Origin of the sequence: Marinobacterium iners (assembly GCF_017310015.1) — a bacterium.
GTDB lineage: Bacteria > Pseudomonadota > Gammaproteobacteria > Pseudomonadales > Balneatricaceae > Marinobacterium > Marinobacterium iners.
In genome coordinates this window covers 1,694,255-1,714,908 of the sequence record NZ_CP022297.1, presented here as the reverse complement: position 1 = coordinate 1,714,908, position 20,654 = coordinate 1,694,255, and the positions used below count along the sequence as shown (strand labels likewise).

Here is a 20,654-nt window from a genome sequence, read left to right as displayed (position 1 = left end):
TCACTCCTTATCATATTCTTATTGATCAGCCTCTTCCCGCGCCTGGTTACGCAGAATAAAGCGCTGTATTTTGCCACTGGGCGTTTTCGGCAGCTCCTGCACAAACTCTATTTCACGCGGGAAGGCATGGGTCGACAGCCGATTTCGTACCAGCTCCTTGAGTTCATCGGCCAGTGTCTCATCGGGGTCGTACTGCGGCTTAATCACCACATAGGCCTTGATCACGGACCCGCGAGAACTGTCTGGCTTGCCTACCACGCCGGACTCCGCCACCGCTGGGTGTTCCAGCAAGGTACTCTCCACATCCGCCGGCCCCACACGGTAGCCAGCCGTCGTGATGATGTCATCGTCACGCCCGGTAAAGGAGTAACTGCCATCGCCGTGGCTGATCACCACATCACCGGTCAGATAGTAACGACCATGGAAAGGATCCTTCTCGCCCCAGGTGTAGCCCTGGAAGAAAAACAGCGGGGAGTGCTCAACATCAACGGCCAGCTGACCGGTTTCATCCTGCCCCACCTCTTCATACTCACCGTTGAGTGCAACCACGCGATGGCCGGCCAATGAATAGCCCATGGACCCTACCCGTACCGGGTGCTCCAGAGCATGATGGTTACAACAGGTCATCCCGGTTTCAGTCTGGCCATAATGATCCATTACCGGGCAACCCAGACGGCGCCCCACCCAACTAATCACTTCGGGGTTAAGTGGCTCGCCGGCACTGCTGGCTACCCTGAGTCCCAGCTGCTCATCTTTGGCCAGGACATGATCGTTCGCCATTAACATGCGATAGGCCGTTGGAGCGGCCGCGAGATTGGTGATGCCGTACTCACGGATCATGCGATAGGTGGTCTCGGGGGTGAAACCATTCTCATTGAAGTGCGTGGTCGCGCCCAACAGCAGTGGGCCGATTACCGCATAATAGAGCCCATAGGCCCAACCCGGGTCAGCAACATTCCAGTACTGATCCTCAGGTTTCAGATCAATCGCCCAGGTCATGTAGACATGAAATGAAAGCAGCGCACGCGCCGGCACAGCAACCCCCTTGGACTTGCCAACCGTACCGGAGGTAAACATCTGCAGCATCGGATCGTCGGCGCTCACCAGCACAGGCTCAAACTGTTCCGACTGGGCCGCCAGGCTGCCGTGATAGTCAATATCCTGATGATTGTCAGGCCCGGCAGCTGTTACGCGCACAATGGGCGGGCAGTTTTTAACGTCATCAAGCTTGAAACGGTTCTGGTCATCGGTTACGACCAGACGGGTTGAGGCCTTGTCCAGACGGTATTCGATGGCGCCGGGGCCAAAGGCTGTAAACAGCGGCTGATATACCGCTCCTGCCTTGAGCGTGCCAAGAATCACCACCAGCAGCTCCGGCGTACGCGGTAACAGCGCGGCCACTCGGTCTCCCTTGCCAACACCCTGTTGCAACAGCAGGTTGGCAAAACGGGCCGACTCAGCCTTCAGCCTGGCAAAGCTCCAGCTTTCGGGGGGGCGCTCTACACCCTGGTAGTTCAGCGCAATTCGGTTGGGATCAGACGCCCATTTGTCGCAGATTTCGACACAGACATTGATCCCCTGGGTCAAGTCGCCCTGAAGAATCCGGGCGGCCAGCTGTTGGGCATCAAACTGGTCATAGAATGGCTTGTAAGCCTGGTTACTCATGGGTATTCCCCTCTTTTTATCTTTATTATCGGAGCCGGGAAGCAGCAGTTTCCCTTAAGGGATATCCCGAATATATAACTGCTTGTCGTTGACGTAAACCTTCCTGACCAAATTGATCAAATCATCATTATGCAACTGCATGAAGTGACCAAATGCTGCACTGAATGGCTATTTTTCGTTGCAATCAAGGGTCAAAATCGATCTTCAGGGTGGCCTGTAATTTGCAGGGTCCGTACCCCAATCGACCAGCCAACAGCGGATCAATATGGAACAGAATAATAAGACCCAGCCCCAGGATAATAACCTGATTCTCGTCACCGGCCCCGAGGGTGAAATTCGTGAAGCCAGCCACGCCTTTATCGAATACAGTGGCCATGAGCGCCCGTCATTAACAGGGCAGATGCTCCAATCCCTGCGCCACAATGAAATGCCCGAAGGACCGATCAAGGACCTTTGGAGTACCGTTGGCAAAGGCAAGCCCTGGATGGGAATGCTGCAGCTTGCTCGCCGTGATGGCTCCCCTCTCTGGCTCGATGCCTACGTTATCCCGGTCATTGAACAGGGCCGCATTATCGAATGCCAATGCATTTTCCGTATTCCACCCAGAATCGCGACCGAACGAGCCGCCACCATCTATCGCCTGCGCCGCCAGGGCAAAATGCCCCTTGCACTGCGCTGGCCTCTGCCGGATCTGCGCGGACGGCTCTGGATCACACAAAGCCTCTGCCTGTTGCCCATGCTATTGGCTGGACTCTGGCAGTATATGTCCGAGCCTCTCTACTGGGCTGCAGTCGCCACTACCCTGCTGCTGCTCTTTATCAGCACAACCTGGCTATGCAAGCCGCTGCGAGCCCTGGTACGACAGAGTCGTACACTGGTCAACCACCCTATCAAGCAGTTGATCTATACCGGCACCCATGACGATATTGGTCAGCTGAACCTGAGCCTGCAGATGCTGCAGTCTCAGCTGGACTCGGTTTTGATGCGGATGCAAAACGCTTCGGGAGAAGTCCTCAGTGGGGCGCATCAAAGCATCGATGTGATGAGCCGCACCTGCAATGAAATCGAGGAGCAGCAATCTTCACTTATTCAACTGGCAACCGCCATGAATCAGATCAGCTCCACGATTCAGGAGATGACCACCAGCACCGCCAACACCGCCGATCAGACCCAGGCTGCACAGTCCAGCGCCCGCCAGGGGCAACAGGTCGTAGATGCAGCGGTCTCCGGCATCCGCAGCCTGGCTGACTCGATTGCGGACACAACCCATTCTGTAGCGGCCCTGCAGCAGCAGAGCCAAGGGATCGGCTCCATCATCAATGTGATTCGTGATATTGCCGAACAGACCAACCTTCTGGCCCTGAATGCCGCGATTGAGGCCGCACGCGCTGGTGAGAACGGCCGTGGTTTTGCCGTTGTAGCCGATGAAGTTCGCCAGCTGGCACAGCGTACCCAGCAGGCAACCGGGGAAATTCAAAAAATGATAGGCGCTTTGCAACAACAAACAGGCGCCATTGTCTCCGCCATGGATGCAAAGCGCACCCTATCGGAACAGAGTGTTGAACAGATCGAGGGGACCGGTGCTGTATTGGCAAAAATTCTTGGGGCGATAGAGCTGATCAGTGACATGGCCACTCGCATTGCCGGTGCCAGCGAAGAGCAAAGCAGTGTCGTGCGTGAGGTTAGCCAACAGATCGAGCTTATCAGTGAAGGCGCTCAGCGTACGGTGGCTGACGCCGCGCTAACACTGAAACTGAACAACGATGCGGTCAGACTTGCGGAGCGACAGCGCTACCTGGTGGACTGCATCATGCAGTCCTGACTTTGGTGGTATTGGCCCTGACTGCAACAGAGCGGTAAAATACGCGCGCTAAAATAACAATAAACACGATTGTGCAGAGTATTTATGAGTAAAGTTTTGATCAGCGCCTGCCTGCTCGGGGCCAAGGTGCGCTATGACGGCCGCGACAATCTGCTTGACCACCCGATCCTCAAGCGCTGGCAACAGCAGGGAAAACTGGTAACCGTCTGCCCAGAAACCCTTGGTGGCCTGCCCACTCCCCGGCCCCCGGCTGAGACCCAAACCCGCTTTCCCATCCTGATCACAACCAGCACCGGGGACGATGTAACTCCCGAGTTTCTCAGCGGGGCCGAGAAAACGCTTGAACTGGCACACAAACATGACTGTTGCTGCGCCTTGATGAAAGCCCGCAGCCCTTCCTGCGGCAACCAGGAAATTTACGATGGCAGCTTCACGGGCACGCTCACAAACGCCCCCGGTGTGGCGGCCGATGAGCTGATTCGCAACGGCTTGCCGGTGTTTAACGAACACCAGCTTGACGCTCTTATCCAGTTTGTCGAACAACACTGTCAGGCCGCCTGACACCAGAACACTTGTTAGCCTGCGTCCGGCCCCCTAAAATGGGGGCCATTTTCATTCTGAAACGGACTGCATATCGATGCGAGCTAGCCAATACCTGATTGCAACCCTGAAAGAGACTCCCTCTGACGCCGAGGTGATCAGCCACCAGCTGATGCTGCGTGCCGGGCTGATTCGCAAAGTCGCCTCCGGCCTTTACAGCTGGCTGCCGCTGGGCCTGCGCACCCTGCGCAAGGTGGAGCGCATTGTGCGTGAAGAGATGGACGCTGCCGGTGCTCAGGAAGTGCTGATGCCCGCCATTCAACCTGCTGAGCTATGGCAGGAATCAGGCCGCTGGGAACAGTATGGCCCCGAACTACTGCGTCTGCGTGACCGTCATGACCGCGAGTTCTGTGTCGGCCCGACACACGAAGAGGTGATTACCGACCTGATTCGCCGCGAAATCAAAAGCTACAAACAGCTGCCAACGAACTTCTATCAGATCCAGACCAAATTCCGTGATGAAATCCGTCCTCGCTTCGGTGTCATGCGCTCGCGTGAGTTCATCATGAAGGATGCCTACTCCTTCCACGCCGATATGGATTCATTGGTCGATACCTATAAAATCATGCACCAGGCATACACCAACATTTTCACCCGTCTGGGTCTGGACTTCCGCCCCGTGCTGGCCGACAACGGCTCTATTGGCGGTGATTCGTCACACGAATTCCATGTTCTGGCTCAGTCCGGAGAAGACGACATCGCCTTCTCCGACAGCAGTGATTATGCCGCCAACATCGAGATGGCTGAAGCACTGGCACTGGGCCAGCGTCAGACCCCAACGCAAGAGATGCAGCTGGTCGACACACCCAACGCCAAAACCATTGCTCAGCTGGTAGAGCAGTTCAACCTGCCGATTGAGAAGACGGTCAAGACACTGATCGTGGCGGCAAGCGATGAGATTGATGCTGACTTTGTCGCACTGTTGGTGCGAGGCGATCACGAGCTGAACGAAGTGAAAGCCGAAAAACTGCACGGCGTTGAGGCTCCCCTGCGTTTCGCCACAGATGACGAGATTCGTGGCGTCATTGGTGCTGGGCCCGGCTCACTTGGACCGATCAACCTGCCGATTCCCTGCATCATCGACCGCAGCGTTGAAACACTGTCTGACTTTGGCGCCGGCGCCAATGTTGACGACAAACATTACTTCGGCATCAACTGGGAACGTGACCTGCCCACCCCGCAGGTGGCTGACATCCGTAACGTGGTCGAAGGTGACCCAAGCCCATGTGGCCAGGGCCGCATCCAGATCCGTCGCGGTATCGAAGTTGGACACATTTTCCAGCTGGGGCGCAAATACTCCGAAGCGATGAGCGCAACCGTGCTGGATGAAAACGGCAAGGCCACGGTGATGAGCATGGGCTGCTACGGCATCGGCGTAACACGCGTGGTGGCTGCTGCTATCGAGCAGAATCATGACGATAACGGCATTATCTGGCCAGAGGCATTAGCGCCCTTTAGTGTGGCACTGGTTCCGCTGAACTACGACAAGTCGGAAGAGGTGCGCGCCAAGTCGGATGAGCTCTACGATGCGCTGCGCAAGGCGGGTGTTGATGTACTACTGGATGACCGCAAGGAGCGCCCAGGCGTCAAGTTTGCCGATATGGAGCTGATGGGACTGCCTCACCGACTGGTAATCTCCGATCGTGGCCTGAAAAACGGCACACTGGAATACAAGGGTCGCCGTGACGCCGAGTCTCAGGATATTGCGGCCGATACCGCGCTGGAATTCCTGCTCAGCCGCATGAGCTGATTCCTTGGGTGCCCGAATTGCGTTCGGGCACCCGATTTCCCCTCCTGCTACCGCCTCTCGCTTTACCCGAATCCCTGATACACTCGTGAGCTTCACCTGTGTAATCGACTTTCGGAGTTGTCATGTCCAAACAGACCCCCTCCTCCCTGGAATGTCAGACGGCAGATCAACTTCAGTATCCGCACGACTTCGGTCAAGGACACAAGCGCAAGGCCGAACAGCGCGCCACTCTGGTCACTCTGCTAACACTGGTCACCATGCTGGCAGAAGTGATCGCCGGTCTTGTTACCGGCTCCATGGCACTGCTTGCTGACGGTATTCACATGGCGGGGCATGCAATGGCATTAGGCCTGGCTGCACTCGCCTACTATCTATCGCGCCGCCATGCTCACGATCGCCGTCTGAGTCTGGGCAGCGGCAAGATTGCCGACCTGGCCGCCTATACCAGTGCTTTGCTACTGGGTGTCTCAACACTCTGGCTGATTTACGAGTCGATTCATCGACTGCTGAAACCAACCGAACTCATGCCCCAGGAAGCGATGATCGTGGCGATCATTGGTCTGGCAGTAAACCTGGTCTCTATCTGGCTGCTGTCCGGCCAGCACGAGCACCATCACAGCCACAGCCACAGTGAACATGCACACGAACACCATGAGGACACGAATCTGCGTGCGGCTCTGGTACACATCATGGCCGATGTCCTCACCTCCGTTGCCGCCATTGCGGGCTTGGCCGCTGCCTGGCTATGGGGGTGGACCTGGCTGGACCCGGCAATTGCACTGGTCGCGTCGTTGATTATTCTGCGTTGGTCATGGGGGCTGCTGCGCCAGACTTCCGGCGTGTTGCTGGATCGGGAAGGTCCCGATACGATCCGCCATGCAGCACTCGAACAACTGCGCAAACACGACGATACCACCATCGTCGACTTGCATGTCTGGTCGGTCGGACAGGGAGCATGGACACTGGTTGCCGCCGTGGTGACCCATGGCAATACGACGCCGGAAGAATACCGTGCCGACTTGTGCGCGATTGAAGACCTGTACCACCCCATTATCGAGGTCAACTACTGCCGGAACTGTGCCCACGCAGTAGACTGACCCCACATTCGCCCGGGTCGGAGCCCTTCGGGAGCCAGCCGGGGACACCATTTTAGAGCGGCACGGACGCCGTCTCCGACAAGGCACCCTCACGACAGGCTGCCAGCACCCTCTCCACCAGTATCGGATCATTTAGCGCCCGCGCAACCGCCACACCACCCACCATCAGCACCAAAGCCCTCAACGCAGCTGCATCGGGCTCCGCATCAGGTACGCCAGAAACCTTGGTAGCCAATGCACTGAATACTTTTGTGTAGCTGTCCCGTACCGGCTGATCGCGCTGACCAATATCCGATACCAGAAACGCCAGCGGACAGCTTCCTTTCTTCTGCCCAAGGTGCTCGGGGCTCAGATAAGCCCGAATCAGCGTCTCGACATCGGTCGGATGCTGAGCGCCCATACGCCATGCAGCCGATAGAATCGCTTCGGAATACAGCTCCTGTTTGGAACGAAAGTGGGCATAAAAGGCACCTCGGGTCATACCTGCATCCTGCATCACCTGGTCGATGCTGACTTGGTCAAAGCCGGACTTGGTGAACAACCTTTCGGCACTGAATAATATCCGATCACGACTCTCGGCACGGCGCGTGCTAGGCCATGGCATGTCAATTCTCCTGCTGGACTCCGATACAGCATGCCACAGGACAACAATATGTTCTTTAACATATTTTGAGTTCGTACCAGACTGCAGTCTTTCACAACACGAAGGAGACACCCAATGGAAAGCAGCGTCTACATCTTTGCCCCAACATTCAGCAGCTTTGCCCGTTCGGTCATGCTTTGCTGCGAGGAAAAAGGTATCCACTATACCTGCGGCATGGCTCCCGCCAGCACGGAGATCCGTTCCAAAAGTCCCGAGCATTTCGCAATCCATCCCTACGGCAAGCTGCCGGCTTTGCTGCATGACGGTCAGATACTGATAGAAACCAGTACCATCTGTCGATACCTGGATGCACGCTTTGATGGCCCTGCCCTGCAGCCTGCCGATCCTCTTGAGCGCGCACGTGTAGATGAACGCAGTGCCGAAATTGCACTTTATATTGACCAGGCGCTGTTACGCGATATCGTGCTGGAATTTGCATTTCCCAAGGGGGCAGACGGCCAGGTTCGTCTGGACAAGGTACAGGAAAGGTTGCCGGCTGCCCGCTCCGTGCTTAAACGTGTGCGCGAGCTGCTGGCAGACAACCCGTTTATCTGCGGTCGGGACTACAGCATGGCTGATGCACTGCTGACACCGATTCTGGACTATGTCGCCAGGCTGCCGCTGGGTGACGAACTGATCGGGAGCGGAGCAGTAAAGGAATATCTGGAACGGATGCGTCAGCGCCCCTCGGGGCAGAAGGTGTTGAATATGGCGTGAGCCAAACACAAAAATCCCGGACCGGCAGCTGTTGACTGCAGATCCGGGATTGAAGATCCGTTAAACCGTTTTACTGTCGAGCTGTGCGCACGGCGGTAGACAGCTCACGTGTCAGCGCAAGCACGGCCTGAGTACCCGCTTCCGGCGTTTCGGCCTGCGCGATGCAGTCAACCAGTGCCGAGCCCACCACTACACCATCAGCGAAACCCGCGATCCGCGCAGCCTGCTCCGGTGTACGGATACCGAACCCCACAGCCACAGGAATTTCGGTATGTGCCTTGATTGCTTCCACCTCTTTCTGCACCTTCTCGGGTGTAGGAGCGGCGGCACCGGTTACACCGGTACTGGAAACGTAATACAGGAAGCCGGAGGTATTGTTCAGTACACCCGGCAGGCGCTTGGCATCGGTGGTCGGTGTTGCCAGACGAATGAAGTGGATACCCACTTCACGGGCAGGAATACAAAGCTCATCATCATGCTCCGGCGGCAAATCGACCACAATCAGTCCATCCACACCGGCTTCAGCCGCCTCCTGCAGGAATTTTTCCACGCCGTAGCGGTAGACCGGGTTGTAGTACCCCATCAGCACCACAGGCGTATCCTGATCCTGCTTGCGCAGTTCGCGTACCATCTGCAGGGTCTTGACCATGTTCTGGCCACCGGCCAGTGCACGCTGGCTGCCCAACTGAATGGCCGCACCGTCTGCCATTGGATCGGTAAACGGCATGCCCAGCTCAATAATGTCCGCACCGGCGCCCGGCAGTCCGAGCAGCGTTTTGAGGCTGTTGTCATAGTCAGGGTCACCACCGGTAACAAAGGTGACCAGCGCCGCACGGTTTTCCTGTTTCAGCGCGGCAAAGCGGCGCTCCATGCGACTGGCGGTATTGCTTGCTGTCATTCTATACCCCTTACTGCGCCAGCTCGGCTGCCAGATGTTCGGTTACGGTTGCCATGTCCTTGTCACCACGGCCACTCAGGTTGATAACGATGATATGGTCCTTCGGCAGCGTCGGTGCCAGTTTGGTGACATAGGCGATGGCATGGGATGACTCCAGCGCCGGGATGATGCCCTCGTACTTGCACAGTGCCTTGAACCCTTCCAGCGCTTCCTGGTCAGTGATGGCCACATATTCAACACGCTTGATGTCATGCAACCATGCATGTTCAGGACCGATGCCCGGGTAATCCAGACCGGCCGAGATCGAGTGTGCATCCTGAATCTGGCCGTCTTCGGACTGCAAGAGGAAGGTACGGTTGCCGTGCAGCACACCCGGCTCACCGCCCTTGAGGCTGGCCGCATGACGCTTGTCGAGCCCTTCACCACCGGCTTCCACGCCGATCATCTTGACCGATGCGTCATCCAGGAACGGGTGAAACAGCCCCATGGCGTTGGAGCCACCGCCAATACAGGCGATCAAGGTATCCGGCAAGCGCCCTTCCTTTTCCATGACCTGGCGCCGGGTTTCTTCACCGATGACAGCCTGGAAATCGCGTACCATAGCCGGATAGGGGTGCGGACCCGCTACCGTGCCGATGATATAAAAAGTGCTGTCGACATTGGTCACCCAGTCACGCAGCGCTTCGTTCATCGCATCTTTCAACGTGCCGGTACCACTGGTCACGGGAATGACCTTGGCGCCCAGCAGTTTCATCCGCTGCACGTTGGGCTGCTGACGATGAATGTCAGTGCTGCCCATGTAGATCACGCACTCCATGCCGAAACGAGCTGCAACGGTTGCGGTGGCCACACCGTGCATGCCGGCACCAGTCTCGGCAATGATGCGCTTTTTGCCCATGCGGCGGGCGAGCAAAATTTGCCCCAGGCAGTTATTGATCTTGTGTGCGCCGGTATGGTTAAGGTCTTCGCGTTTGAGGTAAATTTTGGCTCCACCCAACTCCTCGGTCAGGCGCTCGGCAAGGTAAAGCGGGCTTTCGCGACCGACATAATCCTTCTGCAAATTCTCCAGCTCGGCGTGAAAGGCCGGGGCCTGCTTGGCACGCTCATACTCCGCCTGCAATTCGAGTATCAGCGGCATCAGGGTTTCGGCTACAAAACGACCACCAAAACGGCCAAAAAAGCCGCTGGCGTCGGGACCCTGCCTGAGAGTGTTGTCTGTGCTCATGTGTGTTACTCCAAAAAGCCTGGATTTGACGGCAAGTCTAGTACATGCAATGACGATTAAAAAACGATAAGATCACACATATTTGTGAGAAAAAGTAACAGATAAAATGACACGATCCCTGCATTCCCTGCCTTCGCTCAACGCCTTGCGTGCCTTCGATGCGGCTGCACGCGAGTTGAGTATCACGCGCGCCGCTGAGTGTCTGCACGTCACCCATGGTGCGGTCAGCCGTCAAATCCGGCAACTTGAAGAGCAACTCGGTGTACAGCTGTTTCGGCGCGTTGGCCGCGGCATTGAACTGACCGACAGCGGACACCGCCTCTACCGTACAACGCAGGAGTCATTCTCACAGCTTGAACGCGCCTGCAATGCGCTGCAACGTGAGGCCGCCGGCGCTCCACTGGTACTCAGCTGCAGCGGCAGTTTTCTCGCCCGCTGGTTCATCCCACGCCTTGATCAGCTCAAACAGGACTGCCCTGAGCTTGAGCTGCATCTGACCGCCAGTGAAGAAGAGCAGACTCTGAGGCCCGGGATAGATGCAGCGCTGAGATTTGCCAGCCCGCCCTGGCCATCCGATCAGTTGGTGATTGATCTGGCTCCGGAGCGAATCGGTCCGGTGATGCACCCCAAACTGGTACCATCAACCTCACAGCCGGACCCAGCTGCCCTGCTGCAGCTGCCACTGCTGCAAACCCTGTCGCGGCCACAGGCGTGGCCGCTGTGGTGCCATGCGCAAAATCTGGCCGTATCTGAATTGACCATTGGGCAATCATTCGAGCATCTCAACTACATGCTAGAGGCCGCACTGGTGGGGTTGGGCGTTGCGATTGCACCTGAATATCTGGTGGAAGAGGATCTGCGAACCGGCCGGCTGGCAGCCCCGTGGGGCTTTATTGAGACCGATGCCAGACTCAGCCTCTGGCTGCCCGGCGAGACCGCATCGCCACGGGCTCTCCAGCTGGCACAATGGCTCAAGAAAGCGCTCAGTCGATAATCTCGAACGCCTGCAGGCTGTCATCGAAAGACTGATCATCAGAGCTGACATCCGCCACATTGGCCAATTCCGGCCCAGTGTTGAGCCAGGCCTCTACGTGACGTACTGCCTTTTCCTCACCGCACAGCAGTGCCTCGACACACCCGTCCGGCAGATTTCGGACCCAACCGGTCAGACCGTTTGCCTCCGCCTGTTCGCGGGTAAAATGACGGAACCATACACCCTGTACCCGGCCGGTTATCCGCGCATGCACACAGATTTTTGCCATCATCACTCCCGTGTTTCCAGTTCGTGTTGTCTGTCATTGTCACGAAACAGTGACTGCAGGCTAAGGTTAAGCGCTTCGCCCCGCTGCACCTGCAACTGACGCAACCTTAGCTGAAGTTCTCGCTGCCAGTGCTCACCCTCTTCGGGCAACGGGTCCGGCAGTGGCCAGGGCAGCTCCTGCTGCAATTGCAACAGGGTATAACTGCCAAGATCACGACTGAGCAGATACTGCCCACCCTCTGTACGCCGAATCAGTCCGGCGCCACTGAGCAACTGTACGTAATCATCCCAGCGCCCTTGATCAAGCCCGGGAACCTCTTTGAGCAACACCCGATCAGGTACGGGCTCACCTTCCTGCTGCGCGCGCCAGAGGCGCTGCAGCACGGCCAAAATAGTATACAGGTGAGGCTCATTGGTCCGGTACTTATTGACCTGACTCACCGTCAGCAACCGTGTAAGTTCAGCCCCCAGCAGAATGATTCCCCAACTGATATAGATCCAGACCAGAAACAGAGGCACTGCCGCAAAAGCACCATAAATAAGCTGATAGGACGGCGATAGAGTGACGAACTGGACAAAGCCACGCTTGGCGATTTCGAACAGGACAGCCGCAAAAAGACCACCAAGAGCCGCATTTCGCAACGGTACGCGACAATTGGGTACTGCCGCATACAGCAGCATGAACGCCAGGGCCGAAAATATCGGGGGCAAGACTGACAGCAGTCGTGCCCGTCCAACCACCTCGGTGGCACTGGTGATAATGGACAGGCTGGCGATATAGGAGGTCAGCAGCAGTCCCAGACCAATCAGGACAGGACCCAGGCTCAGCACGGCCCAGTAGAGCAGAAAGCTCGACAGTCCCTTGCGCGGCTCGGCCACTCGCCAGATCCGGTTGAAGGCCGCCTCGATGTTTTTCATCATCATGATTGAGGTAATGACCAGAAACACGATACCGATTACGGTCAGACTTTGCGCTTGCGAGGCAAAGGTACCCAGATAGTCCTGTACCACTTCACCGGTAGCAGGCACAAAATTGGCAAAGATCCAGGCTTGAACCTGCTCACCAACCCCTTTGAAGTTCGGTACAGCTGCCAGCATCGAGTAAGACACCGTCATCAAGGGAACAACGGCAAACAGCGTGGTATAAGTCAGGGCCGCCGCATTCAGGATGCCCTGATTGGCCTGAAACTGACGTGCCAGTGAACGAATGAATACCAAAACCACAGGCAGGGATCCCTTCTGCATACACTCTCTCTTAACTAAACAAGGTTATGCCCTATACAATAGGGCCCCAGAGACTGTATTGAAAGCCCGAAACGGAGCCCTTATGTCGATTAGCATCTATCACAATCCACGCTGTTCCAAGTCACGCCAGACCCTTCAACTTCTGCAGGAACAGGGTATCGAGCCTGAGGTGCGGGAATATTTGAAGGATGTCCCAACGGCTGACGAATTGAAACAAGTACTGGCAGCATTGAACATAAGCCCGCGGGAGCTGCTACGCGTAAAAGAGGCCGAGTACAAAGAGGCCGGTCTGGACAACCCGGAGCTGGATGATGCCGCCATTATCAAGGCGATGACCCAGCACCCCAAACTGATTGAGCGCCCGATCGTCATCAACGGCGATCGCGCCCGCATCGGTCGCCCGCCGGAAGCGGTACTGGAGATTTTGGCGTGAGTCAGCCATACGTTCTGGTGCTCTATTACAGCCGCAGTGGCGCGACCCGTGCCCTGGCTCATCAGATAGCCCACGGTATTGAAGCGGCCGGGATGGAAGCAAGGCTGCGCACGGTCCCGCCTGTATCGACCGTGTGCGAGGCGACTGCGTCCGACATCCCCGACAGTGGCGACATCTACTGTATCGAAGCCGACCTCGCCCACTGTTCAGGCCTTGCGCTGGGCAGCCCCACCCGCTTTGGCAATATGGCAGCGCCACTCAAGTACTTTATCGACTCCACCAGCAGCCTTTGGCTCTCCGGTGCCCTGATCGACAAGCCAGCCTGCGTTTTCAGCTCCAGTGCCAGCCTGCATGGTGGACAGGAAACCACATTGATCAGCATGATGCTGCCTCTTTTGCATCACGGCATGGTGCTCGCTGGGCTGCCCTACAGCGCAACCGAGCTGCTGGAAACTCAGACTGGCGGCACACCCTACGGGGCAACCCACGTCAGTGGTCAGAGTGAGCGCTCTGAACTCGATGAACATGAAAAGGCGCTGGCGGCCAAGCAGGGCCGACGCCTGGCTCAGCTGGCACTCAAACTGCATCGGGAGGTCTGATGAGCACCTTGGAACTGAAAACCCGCATCAGCCGCATACTGGTTCTACTGAGCTATTTCGGCCTGCTGTTGCTGTTCACTCTCTGGTATCTCTGGCTGTCACCTTCAAAGGGCGACAATCCATGGGTTATCTGGCTGGTGCACTTTCTGCCGCTTGCAGCCTTTGCACCGGTTGTGATTTCAGGAAAGCCGCGTGGTCATGCCTGGCTATGCTTTGTGCTTCTGCTCTACTTCCTTGAAGCCGTAATTGCCGCATTGGTGCCACCCACTCGCTGGCTCGGCATCATCGACTGTGTACTGCTGGTAACGCTGTTTAACGCGGCCATGCTATATGCGCGCTGGCGCAGTCAGCTTGACCGATCTCAGGCAGCAGAGGCAACGGCTTGACCCATTCCCGCCCTTCTGACCCTGTGCGCTGGCGGCGGGATTTCCCGCTGCTGTCGCAGCGAGTACATGGCCAGCCACTGATCTACCTCGATAATGCAGCCACGACCCAAAAGCCTCGTGTCGTCATCGAAGCCATCAGTCGCTTTTACAAGACGAGCAACGCCAATGTACATCGCGGCAGCCATGCGCTGTCAGCACAGGCCACAACTGCCTTCGAGCAGGCCCGCACCACCCTGGCTAACTGGCTCGGCATTGACGATCCTGCCTTCCTTATCTGGACACGCGGCACCACTGAAGCGATCAACTTGGTCGCCCAGAGCTGGGGTCGTAACCAGTTGCGCGCCGATGACCTGATTCTGCTGCAGCAGAGTTCCCATCACGCCAATATCGTACCCTGGCAGATGTTGGCCGAAACGGTGGGCGCACGCATTGAAGTGATCCCATTGCAGCCTGATGGTGATCTGGATCTTGAAGCCTATCAGCTGCTGCTGCAGAAACGCCCAAAACTAATTGCGTTGAGTCATGTCTCAAATGCGTTGGGCACGCGCTATCCCGTTGAACAGCTGTGCAGGCTTGGCCGCGATGCCGGTGCTGTCACGCTGGTGGATGGTGCACAGGCCCTGCCTCACTTTGATATTGATCTGACCAGGTTCGGATGTGATTTCTACGCCTTTTCTGGCCATAAATTGTTTGGACCCAGCGGCATCGGCGCCCTTTGGGGACGCCGAGAATTGCTTGAGCAGATGCCCCCATGGCAAGGTGGCGGCGAGATGATCCGCGATGTCAGTTTCAGCGGAACAACCTATGCCGATCTGCCGTTTCGCTTTGAGGCCGGTACGCCCAATATCGAGGGCGCCATAGGGCTGGCAGCCGCCATTGAATACCTGCAGCAGCAGGATCGTACGGCCATGGAACGGCATGAACAGACACTTCTACAGCACGCACGAGACTGCTGCTCGCAACTTAAAGGCTTCCGTGAGCTGCCTTTTGGCAGTGATCGAGTCAGTCTGCTGTCGTTTGAACTTGAAGGTTTCCACCAGCAGGATGTGGCCCACTGGCTTGATCGTCACGGTATTGCCATTCGCGCCGGTCACCACTGCGCCATGCCGCTGATGCGATCATTAGGACTGCCGGGTTCACTGCGTGCATCCTTTGCCTTTTACAACCGACTGGATGAAGCCGAACAGCTCGCCAGCTGCCTCGATCAGCTGATACAGAGCCAGACAACCTCAACCACCGTTGCATTTATCGAACAAAAAACCTCCCAAAACCTGATTAAGAGGGTATACTCTGCAACAGACTGGAACGCCCGCTATCAAGCCCTGATGCACATTGGTCAAAGCCTGCCGGGGCTCCCCGACGCTCTCAAGCAGGACTGCTACCGTCTGCATGGCTGTGAATCGCGTGTATGGCTTGTCCCGGCACTGGATGACGCTGGCCGGCTGGCCTGTCAGGCCGATGCGGATGCCCGTATTCTGCGAGCTTTGCTGGCGCTTCTGCTCGACCGTATCAACGGCCTTACACCGGCCGAGCTGCTGAGCACTGATCTCGGTGCTGTTCTGGATCAGCTGGATATTCGCCGTCACCTGAGCCCATCCCGCGGCAATGGAGTGGCGGCCATTATTCAGGCCATCGAGGCCTTCGCGCGTGATCCGCGAGGCTAGGTCCGGGTCTCTTTTCTGTTCTGGAGAGTTTGATGAATCTGAATGACCTCAGCCTGTTTATCCGTGTTGTCGAAACCGGCAGTTTTACCGCCGCAGCCGACAGCCTGAATGTACAGAAGTCCACCATCAGCCGCCGTATCGCGCAGCTGGAGGACACCTTGGGTATCCGGCTGATACAACGCACCACCCGCAAACTCAAGCTCACGCCGGAAGGTGAGGAGCTGTTCAACCGGGCGCAGCCTTTGGTGGATGATCTGGAAGCCGTTCAGGACGACATCAGTGCATCCAAAACCGAGCTGCGTGGCCGTCTGCGCCTGACCATGCCCACCGAGATCGGTGTGTTCATGATGAACGAAGTGATCACCAGCTTCATGCAGACCTACCCAAAACTGGAAGTGGATGTCGAGCTGAGCACCCGGACCGTTGACCTGATTGAGGAAGGGGTCGACTTGGCTCTGCGACTTGGCCCTTTGCCTAACTCCAGCCTGATTGCACGTCATATTGCCGGGTTGCACCGGGGACTTTTTGCAACGCCTGAATACCTGGAACAGCACGGCATGCCCAAGACACCGGATGACCTCGCTCATCACCAGTGCATCAGCCTGCTCAAGCCCTTTGATCACCTGCGCTTTACCAACTGGAATGACAACGAACCGGTCACCATGGGCGGCCGACTGAGAACGAACAGCATGAGTTTCGTGCGGGAAATGATCCTGCAGGGAATGGGAATTGGGCGTCTGCCTGAGGTGTTCTGCGGTGAACTGGTCAAGACCGGTCGCATCGTGCGCGTGCTTGATGAGTTCACCCTAGACCCACTGGAGATCAACGCACTGTACGCCAGCCGCCGCAACCTTAACCCACGGGTGCGCGCATTTCTTGACCATATGTCAGAGCGCTTGCGCGATCACCCCTGGGTACAGAATCGACTGGTACACCTGGACGGTTGAAACAACAGCCCTGTTCCGTCTTACCGGTACAGGGCTGCCGTTTGGCCAGTGGGGCCAGAAAAATCAGCTCCAGCCGGTCACGACCTTCACTTCCAGATACTCCTCCAGCCCCCAGGGGCCGCCCTCGCGACCATTGCCGGACTGCTTGTAGCCACCAAAGGGCGCTCCGCCACCCAGCGATTCACCGTTCATCTGTACCATACCCGAACGCAACTTGCGCGCCACACGCTTGGCCTTGTCGGCATCCTGTGTCTGCACATAATGCGTCAGACCATAGGGGCTGTCATTGGCGATGCGCAGCGCTTCTTCTTCGCTGTCAAAGGGGATGATCGACAGCACCGGGCCAAAGATTTCCTCACGGGCAATGGTCATCTCGTTGGTAACATCGGCAAATACGGTGGGGCGCACAAAGTAGCCTTCGCTCATTCCGTCCGGTCTGCCGGTACCACCCGCCACCAGCCGTGCACCCTCATCGATGCCCTGCTGAATCAGCCCCTGAATCTTGTCGAACTGGGCTTTGGAGACCACCGGTCCGATATGCTTGCCCTCCAGTGACGCCTGATTGACCTCGGTTTTGGCTGCCACCTCAATGGCCGTTTGTACCGCGTGATCATAGATGGATCGCTCAACCAGCATACGGGTCGGCGCATTGCACGACTGCCCCGAGTTCATGAAGCAGTGGCGAACACCACGCACTACCGCCTTCTCATCCGCGTCGGCAAAGATGATATTGGCCCCCTTGCCGCCCAGCTCAAGACTGACTCGCTTAACCGTGTCAGCCGCATTTTTGGAGATGGCGATACCGGCACGGGTCGAGCCGGTGAACGAGATCATATCGATATCGGGATGTCCGGACAGCTGAGTCCCGACACCGGCACCATTACCGTTCACCAGATTGAACACACCGGCCGGTAAACCGGCTTCATCGATCATCTCGGCAAACAGCATGGCCGAAAGCGGCGCAATCTCGGACGGCTTGAGCACCATGGTACAACCCGCTGCCAGTGCCGCCGCCACTTTCAGAGTGACCTGGTTCATCGGCCAGTTCCAGGGCGTAATCAGACCACACACGCCGATCGGATCTCGAAGAATCTGGTTGCCCGGTGCATGCTCACCCAACGGGGTCTCGAATTCATATTCGCGCAGCACGCGAATGAAATTTTTCAGGTGGCCGGCACCCGCCCCCCACTGAGCACTCTGGGCGAGGGCAATCGGCGCGCCCATCTCCAGCGAGATCGCCTCGGCCATCTCCTGAGAACGGGCCTTGTAGCGGCTGTACAGCTTTTCCAGCAGCGCCAGCCGCTCCTCTTTGGTGGTCTGACTCCAGCTTTCAAATGCGGTGCGGGCCGCGGCCACAGCGGCATCGGTATCGGCCTGAGTGCCCAGGGATATGACGGCACAGACATTTTCAGTGGAGGGGTCAATCACCTCAAGGTCATTGGCCTGAGTCGGTGCCACCCATTGGCCGTTGATATAGAAGTCGCGTTTTTCCAGCATGCTCTGTGTCTCGCTTGTTATCACGTGGCTGATACTTAATCTGTTAAGGGTAGCGGCTCAAGCACCCAAAATCACGCTCTGCCATATAACTCAGCCGGCTTTTGCCGTCTTGCGCCGAGCAGTGGGTGATCCCTTCCTGCGCGGGCTGCCGCTTCGCTTGCCTCGGTTTGCACCACCCTTGCGTCCAGCCGGAGCCTTGATGCCGTTCATTGCCTGGGGCCGGATCTGCTCGATCAGCTGCGGTAGCGCCTGCTCCAGCGGCTGCATGAACCCTTGATAGCTGAATGCCTTGCGGCTGATCGCATCCAGCTGCGATTCCCAGTGTGCGGTCATGTCCGGTCGGCTCAGCTCCTCCGGCAATGCCGCGATCAGTGCCTTGCCCGCCTCGGTGGCGTGAATCTGCTTGCCCTGACGCTGTAGAAAACCGCGCTTGAACAACAATTCGATAATACCGGCACGGGTAGCCTCGGTGCCAAGGCCATCGGTATCGCGCAGCACCTTGCGCAGCTCTGCATCCTGCACAAAGCGCGCAATGCCGGTCATGGCCGCCAGCAGGCTGGCATCGGTGAACGCCTTGGGCGGCTGGGTCATTTTTTCCAGCAGCTCACCACGTTCACAGTGCAGTGACTCGCCCACCGTGAGCGCGGGCAGCTGACCTTCGTCCTCCTCCTGCGCCTCCTTGCCCATCAACGCCTTCCAGCCCGGATCGGTGATCTGACGCACCTTGGCCACAAACTGGCCACCGGCAATCTCCACCTCGACACGCCGATCGGCATAGCGACAAGGCGGGTAGAACTGCATCAGATACTGACGGGCGATCTGGCTGTACACCTGCAGCTCGGCACGGCTCAACCGATCCGAAGCCGCCGCCTTGCTGGTGGGGATGATCGCATGATGCACTTCTACTTTTTTGTCGTTCCACGCCTTGGACCTGAGGCTCAAATCGGCCTTCTGTACCGCTCCCGCCAACTCCGGCAGGGTACGAGCGATCGCCTGAGTGACACGAGGCGCTTCGGAAAAGTGTTCGGCAGGCAGGTAACGGCAGTCGGACCGAGGATAGGTGATCAGCTGATGTTTTTCATACAGTGCCTGGGCCGCATCCAGCACCTGCTGGGCATTGAGACCAAAACGTTTGGCACAGTCGATCTGCAGCGACGACAGGTTATAGGGCAGCGGCACTGCCTGCTGGCCGGTCTTGCGTTCATCCTTGGTGACCACACCTGGCTGGCCGGTAATGCGCTGCACCACGTTTTCGGCCAGCGGCTTTGACAGCACCCGCCCCTCTTCGTCCTGAAAACGAGCGCAGGCTTCACTGGGTTGCCAGCGGGCGGTAAAACGCTCGCCCCGCTCGGTGAGCAGATGAGCATCCACTTCGTAATAGGGCTTGGGCACAAAGGCGGCAATCTCGGCATCACGCTGTACCACCAGCCCCAGCACCGGTGTCTGTACCCGTCCCACGGACAACACGCCGTCATAGCCGGCACTGCGACCCTTGATGGTCAGCGCCCGGGTCATGTTGATACCGAACAGCCAGTCGGCGCGGGAACGGGCTAATGCGGACACCGACAGCGGTACAAAGTCCTGATTAGGCTTAAGCCGCGCAATGGCACGGCGCACCGCCTCGGGGTTCAGGTCCGAAATCAGACAGCGCTGCATCTGTGCCCGCTTGGTAGCCGGTACCTTGAGAAAGTCGATCACTTCATCCACCAGCAACTGGCCTTCGCGGTCCGGGTCACCGGCATGGACGATCTGGTCCGCCTGTTTCACCAGCTTGCGTAGCACCGCCACCTGCTTGGCCACACCGCTGCGCGGCTTCAACTGCCATTCACCGGGTACGATGGGCAGATGTTCCAGTCGCCACTGTTTGTAGGCCGGATCGTAGGCATCAGGCTCGGCCTGCTCCAGCAGATGGCCGATGCACCAGCTCACCACCTGATCACCGCCACAGCGGATCAGCCCCTCCTCCTTCTTCTGTGGGCCGGGCAGAACAGCGGCGATGGCACGGGCAAGACTGGGTTTTTCGGCGATGTAGAGCTTCATGATATTCGGGGCATTGGCCTGGGAATGCCAAGAGTAAGAGATCAGACAACACATGTCGATAAAGACTGTATATAAGAACAGTTTATTCAGATATTAGCCTTAACCTGAGACAGAACAGCCCACTAAATTATCTATAAATTTGATCAATACGAGCTAATTTTAGTC

19 protein-coding genes are annotated in these 20,654 nt (G+C 57.4%); 11 read left to right on the top strand and 8 right to left on the bottom strand.

What is annotated here, in order from left to right:
• Positions 1–18 precede the first annotated feature (18 nt).
• Positions 19–1,665: an AMP-binding protein gene (locus CFI10_RS08210; RefSeq protein ID WP_206841241.1), complete on the bottom strand. Its 1,647-nt coding sequence runs from the start codon at positions 1,663–1,665 to the stop codon at positions 19–21.
• Positions 1,666–1,930: 265 nt separating this feature from the next.
• On the opposite strand from CFI10_RS08210, the gene CFI10_RS08205 reads away from it, so the two are divergent.
• From CFI10_RS08205 to dmeF, 4 genes are all read left to right on the top strand, one after another.
• Positions 1,931–3,487: a methyl-accepting chemotaxis protein gene (locus CFI10_RS08205; RefSeq protein ID WP_206841240.1), complete on the top strand. Its 1,557-nt coding sequence runs from the start codon at positions 1,931–1,933 to the stop codon at positions 3,485–3,487.
• An 84-nt stretch (positions 3,488–3,571) separates the two neighbouring features.
• Positions 3,572–4,048: a 2-thiouracil desulfurase family protein gene (locus tag CFI10_RS08200; protein ID WP_091826977.1), complete on the top strand. Its 477-nt coding sequence runs from the start codon at positions 3,572–3,574 to the stop codon at positions 4,046–4,048.
• A gap of 76 nt (positions 4,049–4,124) precedes the next feature.
• Positions 4,125–5,837 carry a proline--tRNA ligase gene (locus tag CFI10_RS08195; protein WP_206841238.1) on the top strand — a complete coding sequence of 571 codons (1,713 nt, stop codon included), beginning with the start codon at positions 4,125–4,127 and terminating at the stop codon, positions 5,835–5,837.
• A 122-nt stretch (positions 5,838–5,959) separates the two neighbouring features.
• A complete protein-coding gene (dmeF, locus tag CFI10_RS08190; protein WP_206841236.1) occupies positions 5,960–6,934 on the top strand; it encodes a CDF family Co(II)/Ni(II) efflux transporter DmeF in 975 nt (324 codons plus the stop codon).
• Positions 6,935–6,986: 52 nt separating this feature from the next.
• Here dmeF and CFI10_RS08185 read toward each other — a convergent pair whose 3' ends face one another.
• Positions 6,987–7,538: a TetR/AcrR family transcriptional regulator gene (locus CFI10_RS08185; protein WP_206841222.1), complete on the bottom strand. Its 552-nt coding sequence runs from the start codon at positions 7,536–7,538 to the stop codon at positions 6,987–6,989.
• 114 nt (positions 7,539–7,652) lie between these two features.
• Here CFI10_RS08185 and CFI10_RS08180 point away from each other — a divergent pair, with 114 nt between their 5' ends.
• Positions 7,653–8,294 (top strand): glutathione S-transferase family protein, encoded by a 642-nt coding sequence (locus tag CFI10_RS08180; RefSeq protein ID WP_206841217.1) that lies wholly within the window; start codon positions 7,653–7,655, stop codon positions 8,292–8,294.
• Positions 8,295–8,364: 70 nt separating this feature from the next.
• On the opposite strand, the gene trpA is transcribed toward CFI10_RS08180, so the two are convergent.
• Entirely contained in the window at positions 8,365–9,192 is an 828-nt protein-coding gene (gene trpA / locus CFI10_RS08175; protein WP_206841214.1) for a tryptophan synthase subunit alpha, read from the bottom strand.
• 10 nt (positions 9,193–9,202) lie between these two features.
• Positions 9,203–10,417: a tryptophan synthase subunit beta gene (gene trpB, locus CFI10_RS08170; RefSeq protein ID WP_206841212.1), complete on the bottom strand. Its 1,215-nt coding sequence runs from the start codon at positions 10,415–10,417 to the stop codon at positions 9,203–9,205.
• A gap of 106 nt (positions 10,418–10,523) precedes the next feature.
• On the opposite strand from trpB, the gene CFI10_RS08165 reads away from it, so the two are divergent.
• On the top strand, positions 10,524–11,411 hold the full coding sequence (locus CFI10_RS08165) for a LysR family transcriptional regulator (RefSeq protein WP_206841211.1): 888 nt from the start codon (positions 10,524–10,526) through the stop codon (positions 11,409–11,411).
• Here CFI10_RS08165 and CFI10_RS08160 read toward each other — a convergent pair.
• On the bottom strand, positions 11,401–11,682 hold the full coding sequence (locus tag CFI10_RS08160; protein ID WP_341868549.1) for an acylphosphatase: 282 nt from the start codon (positions 11,680–11,682) through the stop codon (positions 11,401–11,403). The genes CFI10_RS08165 and CFI10_RS08160 overlap by 11 nt on opposite strands.
• Positions 11,682–12,923, bottom strand: coding sequence for a YihY family inner membrane protein (locus tag CFI10_RS08155; RefSeq protein WP_206841209.1), 1,242 nt, complete (start codon positions 12,921–12,923; stop codon positions 11,682–11,684). The genes CFI10_RS08160 and CFI10_RS08155 overlap by 1 nt, the downstream gene beginning before the upstream one ends.
• 82 nt (positions 12,924–13,005) lie before the next feature.
• Here CFI10_RS08155 and arsC point away from each other — a divergent pair, with 82 nt between their 5' ends.
• The 5 genes from arsC to CFI10_RS08130 are packed head-to-tail and all read left to right on the top strand — an operon-like array spanning position 13,006 to position 16,952.
• Positions 13,006–13,356 (top strand): arsenate reductase (glutaredoxin), encoded by a 351-nt coding sequence (arsC, locus tag CFI10_RS08150; protein ID WP_091826967.1) that lies wholly within the window; start codon positions 13,006–13,008, stop codon positions 13,354–13,356.
• Positions 13,353–13,955 (top strand): NAD(P)H:quinone oxidoreductase, encoded by a 603-nt coding sequence (wrbA, locus tag CFI10_RS08145; RefSeq protein ID WP_206841207.1) that lies wholly within the window; start codon positions 13,353–13,355, stop codon positions 13,953–13,955. The genes arsC and wrbA overlap by 4 nt, the downstream gene beginning before the upstream one ends.
• The gene (locus tag CFI10_RS08140) at positions 13,955–14,341 is read left to right on the top strand and encodes a DUF2069 domain-containing protein (protein WP_206841204.1); all 387 of its coding nucleotides are present in this window, start codon (positions 13,955–13,957) and stop codon (positions 14,339–14,341) included. Before wrbA ends, CFI10_RS08140 begins: the two co-directional genes overlap by 1 nt.
• The gene (locus tag CFI10_RS08135) at positions 14,338–16,005 is read left to right on the top strand and encodes a SufS family cysteine desulfurase (RefSeq protein ID WP_206841200.1); all 1,668 of its coding nucleotides are present in this window, start codon (positions 14,338–14,340) and stop codon (positions 16,003–16,005) included. Before CFI10_RS08140 ends, CFI10_RS08135 begins: the two co-directional genes overlap by 4 nt.
• Positions 16,006–16,037: 32 nt before the next feature.
• Positions 16,038–16,952 (top strand): LysR family transcriptional regulator, encoded by a 915-nt coding sequence (locus tag CFI10_RS08130; RefSeq protein ID WP_091826964.1) that lies wholly within the window; start codon positions 16,038–16,040, stop codon positions 16,950–16,952.
• A gap of 63 nt (positions 16,953–17,015) precedes the next feature.
• Here CFI10_RS08130 and CFI10_RS08125 read toward each other — a convergent pair whose 3' ends face one another.
• Together CFI10_RS08125 and CFI10_RS08120 are read right to left on the bottom strand one after the other, a co-directional pair.
• Complete coding sequence (locus tag CFI10_RS08125) at positions 17,016–18,449, bottom strand: aldehyde dehydrogenase family protein (protein ID WP_206841197.1); 1,434 nt, start codon at positions 18,447–18,449, stop codon at positions 17,016–17,018.
• 90 nt (positions 18,450–18,539) lie between these two features.
• A complete protein-coding gene (locus CFI10_RS08120; protein ID WP_206841195.1) occupies positions 18,540–20,489 on the bottom strand; it encodes a DNA topoisomerase III in 1,950 nt (649 codons plus the stop codon).
• Positions 20,490–20,654: the final 165 nt, after the last annotated feature.

Coding starts and splice junctions, on each gene's coding strand:
- CFI10_RS08195 (WP_206841238.1), top strand. CDS start 4,125: ATGCGAGCTAGCCAATACCTGATTGCAACCCTGAAAGAGACTCCCTCT.
- CFI10_RS08210 (WP_206841241.1), bottom strand. CDS start 1,665: ATGAGTAACCAGGCTTACAAGCCATTCTATGACCAGTTTGATGCCCAA.
- trpA (WP_206841214.1), bottom strand. CDS start 9,192: ATGACAGCAAGCAATACCGCCAGTCGCATGGAGCGCCGCTTTGCCGCG.
- CFI10_RS08125 (WP_206841197.1), bottom strand. CDS start 18,449: ATGCTGGAAAAACGCGACTTCTATATCAACGGCCAATGGGTGGCACCG.
- dmeF (WP_206841236.1), top strand. CDS start 5,960: ATGTCCAAACAGACCCCCTCCTCCCTGGAATGTCAGACGGCAGATCAA.
- CFI10_RS08155 (WP_206841209.1), bottom strand. CDS start 12,923: ATGCAGAAGGGATCCCTGCCTGTGGTTTTGGTATTCATTCGTTCACTG.
- CFI10_RS08185 (WP_206841222.1), bottom strand. CDS start 7,538: ATGCCATGGCCTAGCACGCGCCGTGCCGAGAGTCGTGATCGGATATTA.
- CFI10_RS08160 (WP_341868549.1), bottom strand. CDS start 11,682: ATGATGGCAAAAATCTGTGTGCATGCGCGGATAACCGGCCGGGTACAG.
- arsC (WP_091826967.1), top strand. CDS start 13,006: ATGTCGATTAGCATCTATCACAATCCACGCTGTTCCAAGTCACGCCAG.
- trpB (WP_206841212.1), bottom strand. CDS start 10,417: ATGAGCACAGACAACACTCTCAGGCAGGGTCCCGACGCCAGCGGCTTT.
- CFI10_RS08200 (WP_091826977.1), top strand. CDS start 3,572: ATGAGTAAAGTTTTGATCAGCGCCTGCCTGCTCGGGGCCAAGGTGCGC.
- CFI10_RS08205 (WP_206841240.1), top strand. CDS start 1,931: ATGGAACAGAATAATAAGACCCAGCCCCAGGATAATAACCTGATTCTC.
- CFI10_RS08180 (WP_206841217.1), top strand. CDS start 7,653: ATGGAAAGCAGCGTCTACATCTTTGCCCCAACATTCAGCAGCTTTGCC.
- CFI10_RS08165 (WP_206841211.1), top strand. CDS start 10,524: ATGACACGATCCCTGCATTCCCTGCCTTCGCTCAACGCCTTGCGTGCC.
- CFI10_RS08130 (WP_091826964.1), top strand. CDS start 16,038: ATGAATCTGAATGACCTCAGCCTGTTTATCCGTGTTGTCGAAACCGGC.
- CFI10_RS08120 (WP_206841195.1), bottom strand. CDS start 20,489: ATGAAGCTCTACATCGCCGAAAAACCCAGTCTTGCCCGTGCCATCGCC.
- CFI10_RS08140 (WP_206841204.1), top strand. CDS start 13,955: ATGAGCACCTTGGAACTGAAAACCCGCATCAGCCGCATACTGGTTCTA.